This window comes from Belnapia mucosa (genome assembly GCF_016775475.1).
Lineage (GTDB): Bacteria > Pseudomonadota > Alphaproteobacteria > Acetobacterales > Acetobacteraceae > Belnapia > Belnapia mucosa.
Window position 1 is genome coordinate 1 of the sequence record NZ_JAEUXJ010000048.1, and the last position, 9,268, is coordinate 9,268.

Below are 9,268 nucleotides of genomic sequence, written 5' to 3' on the forward strand. Positions count from 1 at the left end.
TGGCAGCTGGCAGGCTCATTCCGGCCGTCTACCGGACCGCCCCCGGCCAGCCAAGCCTCGCTCAACCTGACGATGCCGTCGCGTCCACGAAGTGCAGATCCCAGTCGATCTCGCTAGCCGCCTCCGCCTCAGCCTGCAACGCTGCCAAGATCCGGTCCCTCACTCCCGAGGCGCGCCAGTGATAGAAGATCTTCCAACACCCGCAGCTCTGCTACGCCGCATTGCTAAAGCAATGAGGGCCAGGTCAGTGAAGGCGTTCCGGCAAGATCATAGCCGCAGACAAGTTAGCCCGGACGGTTGCCGCAGGAACGCAGGGCTCAACATGCCCTCCCCTCACCGCGAACAACTCCGGCCGTATCAGGAAAAGGGCTGCGAGATCGTCCCAGAGGGAATTGTTAGCCAAGCCCTGCCGATTCCTGAGCAGACCGGCGACAGCCCGCGCCGGCTGCCCTCTGTCCACCTCGCCTTTTTGGTAACGATCCGCCAGCTCCCTCAATTCGTTCTCCCAGCTTTCAACCGGGGCAAAGGCCCAGAGCGGCTCACCTTCGGCATTCACGCCAGGCTCAGCCTTGGCACAAGCCTCCGGCCCTTGGGGGATATCGACCCAGGTCGCCCTGAACCGCCGGCCTCCACGCTGTTGTCGGCCGACTAGGAGGTCAAATGCAGCAAGGCATGAATCAACATCATAGGTGCAGTTGAACCCAGCTGGCTCGCCGCCGAGTTCGTCCGGGTAGGGGCGTCCCTGGACAACGATCCGCTCGATCCTTCCCAAAATGTCAGGCGCGTAGCGCAGGAACGACGTCCAAGGGCCAATGACGAGCAGCGAGATCGACGTACAGGTCTCAGTGTGCCGCCTGAGAAGGACGGCAACATCCTCACCAGCCGGGTTTGCTTGGCGCTCAACCTCCGGGAGCGTCAAATTGAGCAGTTCGGCTTCTTTCCGCCAAATAGGCAGCCGGGGGTCCAGCGGATGCTCGGCCGTAAATCGCCGCTTTGGATTGGGCAGGACTCCTTGGATCACGGGAATTGTCAGGCCAGCATTTTTGAGGAACCGCTCCATCGCTCCGGCACCTTCGGGGGAACGGGCCACTCCTTCGGTCGTAATGATGGCGGCAACCTTCCGAGCCGGTACCGACGGGCCGAGCGCTCCGAGCGCCGCAACGGCCCGAAAGTCGTCGAGGCCCGCATCACTGTCGATGATGAGGCAGCTTCCGGAGTCTGCTGAAAGCGCCTCTGCTGGATGACAACCGACACAGGCACCAAGAGCCACGCCAGCCGCCAGGACAACGCTTCTCGTCCAGCCGAAATTCGGAACACTGAACAGCATATCGAACATCATGCCGGCGCCTCGCTCCCTATATCTTTTGCGTGTCCCTTGACCACACTTTCGCAGTTTAAAGAGGCCTCACCGTAGGATACCAGAGTTAGCACTCTGCTGACCAGTAAGGTTAGTTCTGGGCAACTGCAGCGCGAGCCAACGCTTGCGCAGTTGTTGGACCTAGACCCAAGGCATCCAGCCTGTCGGCCAGAAGCCATGCGACAGCAGGCCGGGGTTCTGGAATGCGCTCCGTCAGATCGGACACGCGGCTTGGGTGGCTGACTGCTGGGCGATGAACTCACGCGGCGAGAGCACACGCTACTCTGCCCTGGCGATCACCACAGCACTGGACGCTGCGGGCGGCGTTTCGCCTGGCGCTCCGCCAGAGGGTTACGAGCCGACGAGCGAGCGGGCCATGCTGCTGATGGCCTGCTGCTGCTTTTCATCCCTGATGAGAGCGAAGTTGCGCATCAGCTCCAGGAGCAGGCGCTGACGCGGTGGTACGCCGTCAGCCGCGCCTCGCTCGGATACACCCTCGAAAAACCAAGCGGGATCCGTGCCAAGCGCCTGTGCAACCGCGAACAGGCGGCCGGCGGAAATGCGGTTCAGCCCTCGCTCATACTTGTGCTGCTGCTGATAGGTCACGCCGACGATGCCTGCCAACTGCTGCTGCGACATCCCCAACATGACCCGCCGCTCGCGGATCCGCCGACCCACATACTCGTCCACGACGGTGGCGCGTTGGCTTTGTGGTTCGTCTTGCTGGATCGCATGGCTCATAAGTGGGCGGGGTCCTGCTTGGTGTAGGCTGGCTTAACGCTTTGTGCGGCGACGGTCTCCGCGTGTTCTTGTGAGAACAGGCTCATTGCGCAGATGTGACGGAAAGTCATCGGATCTGCTGTCGCTGCCTTGGATCGGACACAGGGCGAGCAAGGTTGCCTTGGGCATTAGGCCAAGGCGGTGCGGAAACTGAAGCACCCAACACGCTCGCGGGGCCTATCGGAAATTTCGTGTGTGTTCGGTCATGATGGCAAAGAAGGAGCTCCCCCATGGCCCGACACAAAGCGCCTCGGATCCCCGATGAAATGCTGGACCAGCTACTGTCCGGCGCGGAGGCCAGCACCGCCTTCGACCAGGGCGGCCTGCTGGACCAGCTGAAGAAGGCGCTGGCCGAGCGAGCGCTGAACGCCGAGATGGACCACCACTTGGCAGACGAAGGCGGCGCCGGGAACAGCCGCAACGGATATGGCCGCAAGAGCGTGGTTACCGACACTGCCCGGATTGGGCTGGAGGTTCCGCGGGACCGCCAGGGCAGCTTCGATCCGGTGCTGATTGCCAAGTACCAGCGGCGCTTTCCCAGCTTCGACGAGAAGATCGTGTCGATGTACGCCCATGGCATGAGCACCCGCGAGATCGCCGGCCACCTGCTGGAGCTCTACGGCATCGAGGTCTCACCAGACCTGGTCAGCGCCGTTACCGACGCGATGCTGGACGAGATCGCCACTTGGCAGGCCCGGCCGCTGGAGCCGGCTCCGGGGCAGTGCCCCGAAGCCGCTGGTCTTCTTCGACGCGCTGCGGGTGAAGATCCGCCACGAAGGCTTGGTCCGCAACAAGGCGGTGCACATCGCGCTCGGCGTCCGAGCGGACGGCACCAAGGAAATCCTTGGCCTCTGGCTCGAGCAGAACGAGGGCGCCAAGTTCTGGCTGCGGGTGATGAACGAGCTGCGCAACCGCGGCGTGGAGGACCTGCTCCTGGCGGTGGTGGACGGGCTGAAGGGGTTTCCCGCGGCGATCCGGGCCGTGTTCCCCGAGGCCACGGTGCAAACCTGCATTGTCCACCTGCTGCGCCACAGCCTGGATTTCGTCTCTTGGAAGGACCGCCGGGCGGTGGCAGCGGCGCTGAAGGACATCTACCGCGCCATCGACCCTGCTGCCGCCGAAGCCGCTCTAACGGCGTTCGAGGCCGGGCCGTGGGGCCGGAAATACGCCGCCATCGGCCAGAGCTGGCGGCGCGCCTGGGATGAGGTCGTGCCGTTCTATGCATTCCCCGCCGAGGTCCGCCGGATCTTGTACACCACGAACGCGATCGAGGCCTTGAACGCCAAGCTACGCAGCGCCGTCCGAACCCGCGGCCACTTCCCAACCGACGAGGCCGCGCTGAAGCTGCTCTACCTAGTCTTGAACAGAACCGAAAAGGAGTGGACCATGCCAGCCCGTGAATGGTCCATGGCCAAGGCCCAGTTCGCGGTCCTGTTCGGCGACCGCTTCAACAAGGCCATGGCCTGACCGTGTTGTTCAGCCGACCGGCCATACACGGAAATCCCGACAGTTCCCCGGGTCTCAGCACTCCAGCACGATCTTCCCGAAATGCGCATTGGATTTCATATGGGCCAGCGCCGCCGCAGCATCTGCCAGCGGGAAGGTTCGGTCCAGCGGTAGCCTGAGCTTTCCCGATTCCACGGCTGGCCAGAGGTCGGCACGCATGCGGTGATTGATCTCCCGCACCTCCTCCACGCTGCGGGTGCGGAAGGTGACACCGATATAATTGATGCGGCGCATCGCATGCAGGTCGAAGTCGAACTCGCCCCTAGCACCGCCGAGCCGTCCGACATTGACGATCCGGCCTAGTATGGCGCAGGCGCGGAGATTGCCGTTGGCGACGCTCGCTGAGACTTGGTCGACGATGACATCAACACCGCGGCCACCTGTCGCTTCCAACACGCGGTCGGGCCAGCCAGCGTCGCTGGTATCTACAGCGACATCGCAACCAAACTCCGCCAGCCGCGCCCGCCTTTCTGCGCTGGAGGAACTCCCGAGCACCAACCCAGCGCCCATCGCCTTCGCCACCTGCATCCCCATCAGCCCAACGCCCGAGCTCGCGCCCTGGATCAGGATGCTCTGGCCGGGCTTTAGAGCGCCGTTCGTCACAACCGCGTCGTGCATGGTCTGCAATGCAATGGGCAGCGTCGCGGCCTGCACCCACCCCATGTTCGAATTAGGGAGGCAGGAGACGCGCCCCCAGTCTGCCACCGCATATTCGGCGTAGCCGGCTGCGCTGCTGGCCATCACGCGCATGCCAGGACGGATGCTATTGGGCACCTCGGCGCCAACCTCGGTGACCTCGCCAGCGAACTCCATCCCGACGATGGTCCCGACGCCGCCAACGCTGCCATGCGCATGCCCAGAGGCCACGGCCAGATCGGCTCGGTTTAGCCCAGCGGCGCGGACGCGAACCAGCACCTCGTTTGGCTTTGGCCGCGGCTCTGGCATGTCACGGATTTCGACGCCGGATTTTATAACAACGGCTGCTTTCACAACGGCCCACCTTTGCTGGATTTGAGAGCGAGTAAAGCTTGGAACCGCGTCACGGACCAGCCGCCAGGAGGAACAAAGACTCTCTGGCAGGGTTTGCTCCGTTCTCCGAGGCAGATCATCAACGGCCATGGCTCGGGATCGAGGGTTGGGCAAATCAGGCTAGATTTGGCGTTCAAGGGGAGGCAGTTCACTGCTGAGGCAGTGAGTTGCATAGGTCGGCAGATCGGCCGCACTGACGCCCTACCCGGGTTGCGGGTCACACGACGCGGACGTACTCCGGGCGTCCGAGATCCAGCATACGATTCAGCACGCTGGTGGCGATGGCCACTTCGGTCGCTTGCCGCCCATCCGTCTGCGAGCGCAGCCCGTCACCGATAACGCATTTCCAGCGCGCGACGTCCGCCTCCACCAGAGCACGTCGGTTGTACCCCGAGGCCCTCTGCCAGCCCATACGGCCGCGCTCGGCGATGCACTGCAGATGGCAGTCGCGCTGCGTCGGCGCGGCCTCGGCCGCCGCGCTCGGCACCGCGTTCGAGCGTGGCGGCACGACGACGGCCGCATCGGGATAACGTGCGATGACCTCGGCGTAGACGTCGTCCCGGTCATAGGCGCCATCGCCGGTGAAGGACGTCACAGGACCGTCGGCCCGGTCCAGCAAGGGGCCGACCTGCGAGCCATCGTCAGCATCACTGTCGGTCAGTACCGAGGCGACGATGTAGCCGGTGCTGGCATCCGTGGCGAGGTGGAGCATCTTCCAGGTCCGGCGCCGCTTGGTGCCATGCTTCTCCATGAGCCACTCGCCAGCGCCACAGAGCCGTAGACCGGTGCTGTCCACCAGCAAGTGCACCGGCCCGCCGCCGCAGCCTTGTCGCGGCACCTCCAACGTCTCCGCCCGACGGCTGAGGGTCGAATAGTCCGGCACCGCGAGATCGAGGCCGAGCAACTGCAAGATGGAGCCGATCAAGCCTTCGGTTTTGCGCAGTGCTAGGCGAAATACGGCACGGAGCGTCAGAGCCGTCTCGATCGCCAGGCTGGAGTAGCGCGGCTGAGCACCCCGACCGGTGCGGGGCGCAGCTTCCCAGGCCTCGATTGCTTCAGCCGTAAACCATACGGTCAGGCTGCCCCGGGCGCGCAGGCCCGCATCGTAGGGCGCCCAGTTGGTGACCCGGTGCCGCTGTTTCGGAATGTGGTGCCGCCGATCCCGGTTGGCTTTGAACGGCATGGCAGGCGTCCCTCTGTGATCGAGGGCTCACCCCAACACCAGCCTACCCGAAGCCGCCCCCACGGGCGACCCGTGCAACAAAGTGGCCGCAGACGTGAGCCGCAGCGCCGCTGGCTACGGCCTCCTGAGCCTGGGCCAGCACCTTCAGCATGCCGCGCTCCATAATGCTCGGGCTGGCAGCCGGAACGCGGATCTCGTCATCGGGCACAGTCAGGACCCGTAGAGGGTCAGCGGAGCATCAAGGCTCCCGTTCGTCCAGCGCGAGGCTAGCTCGTCCACTGCGATACGCGTCGCCAGGCTGACCACGAGGATAGCGGCGGTGCTGAGAAGAAAAGCGACCATGGCAAGGCTCCTACGCCTGTTCCTCCCCTCACTCGCCTTATGTTGCATCGCAGCATGGAGCCGATGCAAGGAATAAGGGCCAGCCGCTCTGTCGCATTGCGTCTCGATGCGCCATAGGCGGCGAGGCCTCCTTGCGGATTAGGCCGCCTTCATCATTCGCCGGAGGTAGCCTCCAGCTACTGGTCCTCCACCGTCGTCGCCTCGGCCATCGCCATCTTCAGTCGCTCCACCATGGCCGTCCCAAGCGGAGTGCGTCGCACGACGACACTGCGGCGGTCCTTGGGATCGATGTGCCGAACGGCGAGCTCAAATTCCTCAAGGCGGTCGAGGGCGCGAGTGATGGCCGGCTTGTTGACTTTGAGGTGCTTCGCAAGCCCTCGGACGGTTTGCGGCTCATTGGTTTGGTAGACGACCAGCAGTACCGCGAGTTGGCGGAGGTTCAGGTCTGGCTGATCAGACCGGACCTAAGACCGCATGGTGCCATGAAGAACGTGAAGCAGCGGGTCGGGGTCAGTGGTCACTGACCGGATTGGCGACTCGCCGCACCTGCTCCTCTCGAATCCCCGACAGCCGGTAAAGGGGTGCACCTGCAAAACGATTATTAAGGCGGCGGATCCGCGCCCAGCGACCCGCTCGCCCCGTCGCCAGCTTGGCTGCAAGCAGCACGACAACGATGCTAGCCGCGGCAACGCTGGCCATTTCAAAGTCGCTCATTGGCGAATTCCCGGCTTCTTTCCCGGTTATATCGAAAGCGCAGCAAACTTGGGAATCTAAATATGCGTGAAGACGGACCGGCGACAGGAACTTCAGTCGCCGTCCTCATCCTCACCTCTGTCCGCCGCCGCCTCAGCCATCGCCACTTCCAATCGTTTAATCATAGCGGCACCGACAAGCGTTCACCGCACGATGATGCTGCGGCTGTCCCCGGGATCGATCTGTCGAGCGACGAGTTCGAAGTCCCCCAGACGATCGAGGGCGCGGCTAATAATCGACCTAGCGACATTCAGCTGAGCGGCCAACCCTCGGACGGTTTGCAGTTCGTCAACCTGATAGACCACGAGCAGCACGGCAAGCTGGCGCAGCGATAGGTCCGGCTGATCTAACCTCACCTCGGACAGCATCGTCTTGCGCAGGATGTGCAGTAGCCGGTCCGGGGCCGTCGCTGTTGATGGCAACTGTCATCACGCAAGGCTTCCCAGCGCCGCAGTGCACAGACCGCTCGAACTCAAGGTGCTTGCGGGCTAGGTCGACGGTCTGCTCCATAGCTATTAAGGCCTTTTGCGCAACAGCTGCCGCCTAGTGATCGGAGCCCTGCTCCAACATTTTGACGATGGTGGCTTGATGGACGACGCGCCTCTCGCCTTCCAAGACATGCCGCTCGGCCTTCGCGAGAAGATCCTCCGTTTGGCTATGCTTGTCGTCAATCACCGGACGCACCCTTCCTTACAGCCCGTTTTGACAGTTGTCGGGCGTGGGGTCACTCCACTGATGCGCGATTTACTGGGCAACCGATTGCGGTTCTTGTAGAAAACAGCATGCTTTAAGCCCGCAGCCTACGCTCCGCGGCACCCTCTCAATACGGGCTCAGTAAGACTGACTTGTACGTACTCAATCGCTGCAGGTTGGCTTCAGTCAGACACTCAGAGGTAAATATCTCTTTCGGTCAGGCTGTGAATGCCCCGCAGCGTGATTGTGCCATCGACGACGGTATCCATCGGAACATAGAAGAAGTCCGTGTTGAGTTCGACCAGAGTGTTGCCACCTTCCCACCGGAAGCGAAGTTCTGGGCGCTCGCCGGAAAACTCCACATCTTGACCAATAAAGGTGTATTCGAGGTCTTGGGAACCAGAGAGGTTTCTGTTCATCGCTCGAAGATCGACGATGTCGTTGCCGTCGCCGAAGTCCTTGATGGTGTCCTGACCAATGGCGGGGATAGGCAACCGAGGCGCGGTGAAGCCGAACTGGAAGATGTCGTCGCCGTGCCCACCGGTCAGGAGATTGCGGTCCCCTTGGCCGCTCAAGACATCATTGCCGTTCCCGCCGATCAGTGTGTCGGCGCCCCAGCCGCCTCGCATCGTGTCGTTGCCATTGCCCCCGTTGATGTAGTCATCATCCGGTTGGCTAGACATTGTACCGATGGTGCCACCGATCAGGGAGTCGTTGCCGTTCCCGCCGAAAACGACATCATGCCCGAACCCGGCCTGCACGGTGTCATCGCCATTACCGGCACTGATGTAGTTGGATCCACCGTCGCCAAGTAGGCTGTCGTTGCCATTGTTTTTCTTTAAGTTTAGTTTTGACATCGCTACAACCCTCCGTGGAATTGTATACGACTTCCTGACTCTCGAATGTGGTCACCGTACAGTGAGGCGCAAATGCGATTTTGAAATCTACGGGGCAGGACGTCGCCTGCAGTTTGGGTGAGCGAGGCGGTGAAGCAGAGGCGGATCGTGGCAAGGGTGACCATCGCCTCGGCGACCTCAGGCCGTTGCTCGTAATCCTTCGACAGGCGCCGCCATCGCCCGAGCCAACCAATGGTTCGTTCGACCACCCACCTGCGTGGCAGCAGGACGAAGCCCTTGGTGCCTGCGACGCGGCGGACGACGACCAACGTCAGGCCGAGCAGAAAGCAGGCAAGCAGGACGGCCAGGCGGCCATAGATACTGTCAGCGAACACCGCCCGGAGCCAGTTGTAGAGGGGCTTGATACGCCGGAGCAGTTCGCCCGCGCTGTCGGCGTCCTGGATGAACACGGCATGCACGAGCGCGCCGAGCAACAGCCCCTGCGTGTCGACTGCGACGTGCCGCTTGCGCCCTTTCACCTTCTTGGCCGCATCGTAACCGCGAGGCCCGCCGCTCTCCGTTGTCTTCACACTTTGGGTGTCGAGGATGGCCGCAGTCGGGCTTGGTTCGTGCCCCACACCTCGCGCAGCATGACGACGATGTGGTGGCGTATGCTTTCCCACACCCCATCACGGAGGAAGGCGCGCATGGTGCCGTAGATGGTCTGTTTACAAACGACAAATTCTGCCTTGTCCGGCGTGATTCGCTGGCGCTGCCGTGGCGGCGCGG

Annotated in this window: 10 protein-coding genes and 2 pseudogenes; 1 reads left to right on the forward strand and 11 read right to left on the reverse strand. The window is 62.9% G+C overall.

Annotation, left to right across the window (positions count from 1 at the left end; genetic code table 11):
• Nucleotides 1-76: 76 nt before the first annotated feature.
• The 3 genes and pseudogenes from JMJ55_RS31385 to JMJ55_RS29885 form a co-directional block, all read right to left on the reverse strand.
• Nucleotides 77-187: pseudogene (locus JMJ55_RS31385) on the reverse strand (IS5-like element ISMra2 family transposase); the annotation flags it as partial.
• 57 nt (nt 188-244) lie between these two features.
• Nucleotides 245-1,339 carry a nucleoside hydrolase gene (locus tag JMJ55_RS29880; RefSeq protein WP_202829255.1) on the reverse strand — a complete coding sequence of 365 codons (1,095 nt, stop codon included), beginning with the start codon at nt 1,337-1,339 and terminating at the stop codon, nt 245-247.
• 369 nt (nt 1,340-1,708) lie between these two features.
• Nucleotides 1,709-2,098 (reverse strand): helix-turn-helix domain-containing protein, encoded by a 390-nt coding sequence (locus JMJ55_RS29885; RefSeq protein WP_202829256.1) that lies wholly within the window; start codon nt 2,096-2,098, stop codon nt 1,709-1,711.
• A 269-nt stretch (nt 2,099-2,367) separates the two neighbouring features.
• On the opposite strand from JMJ55_RS29885, the pseudogene JMJ55_RS29890 reads away from it, so the two are divergent.
• A pseudogene (locus JMJ55_RS29890) lies at nt 2,368-3,604 on the forward strand (IS256 family transposase).
• Between the two features lie 54 nt (nt 3,605-3,658).
• Here the strand turns inward: JMJ55_RS29890 and JMJ55_RS29895 are convergent.
• The 8 genes from JMJ55_RS29895 to JMJ55_RS31390 form a co-directional block, all read right to left on the reverse strand.
• Complete coding sequence (locus JMJ55_RS29895; RefSeq protein ID WP_202829257.1) at nt 3,659-4,633, reverse strand: zinc-binding dehydrogenase; 975 nt, start codon at nt 4,631-4,633, stop codon at nt 3,659-3,661.
• Between the two features lie 256 nt (nt 4,634-4,889).
• Nucleotides 4,890-5,855 carry an IS5 family transposase gene (locus JMJ55_RS29900; RefSeq protein WP_202829258.1) on the reverse strand — a complete coding sequence of 322 codons (966 nt, stop codon included), beginning with the start codon at nt 5,853-5,855 and terminating at the stop codon, nt 4,890-4,892.
• Between the two features lie 518 nt (nt 5,856-6,373).
• Nucleotides 6,374-6,640 (reverse strand): MarR family transcriptional regulator, encoded by a 267-nt coding sequence (locus JMJ55_RS29905; RefSeq protein ID WP_328702804.1) that lies wholly within the window; start codon nt 6,638-6,640, stop codon nt 6,374-6,376.
• 67 nt (nt 6,641-6,707) lie between these two features.
• Complete coding sequence (locus JMJ55_RS29910; RefSeq protein WP_202829259.1) at nt 6,708-6,911, reverse strand: hypothetical protein; 204 nt, start codon at nt 6,909-6,911, stop codon at nt 6,708-6,710.
• A gap of 182 nt (nt 6,912-7,093) precedes the next feature.
• Nucleotides 7,094-7,318, reverse strand: a complete 225-nt coding sequence (locus tag JMJ55_RS29915) for a MarR family transcriptional regulator (protein ID WP_202829262.1) — start codon at nt 7,316-7,318, stop codon at nt 7,094-7,096.
• Nucleotides 7,319-7,837: 519 nt separating this feature from the next.
• The gene (locus tag JMJ55_RS29920) at nt 7,838-8,500 is read right to left on the reverse strand and encodes a calcium-binding protein (protein ID WP_202829260.1); all 663 of its coding nucleotides are present in this window, start codon (nt 8,498-8,500) and stop codon (nt 7,838-7,840) included.
• A 2-nt stretch (nt 8,501-8,502) separates the two neighbouring features.
• Nucleotides 8,503-9,162 carry an IS5 family transposase gene (locus tag JMJ55_RS29925; protein WP_328702803.1) on the reverse strand — a complete coding sequence of 220 codons (660 nt, stop codon included), beginning with the start codon at nt 9,160-9,162 and terminating at the stop codon, nt 8,503-8,505.
• Nucleotides 9,066-9,268 (reverse strand): hypothetical protein (locus JMJ55_RS31390; RefSeq protein ID WP_236034245.1); only part of this gene is annotated, 203 nt, incomplete at its 5' end. The genes JMJ55_RS31390 and JMJ55_RS29925, both read right to left, overlap by 97 nt.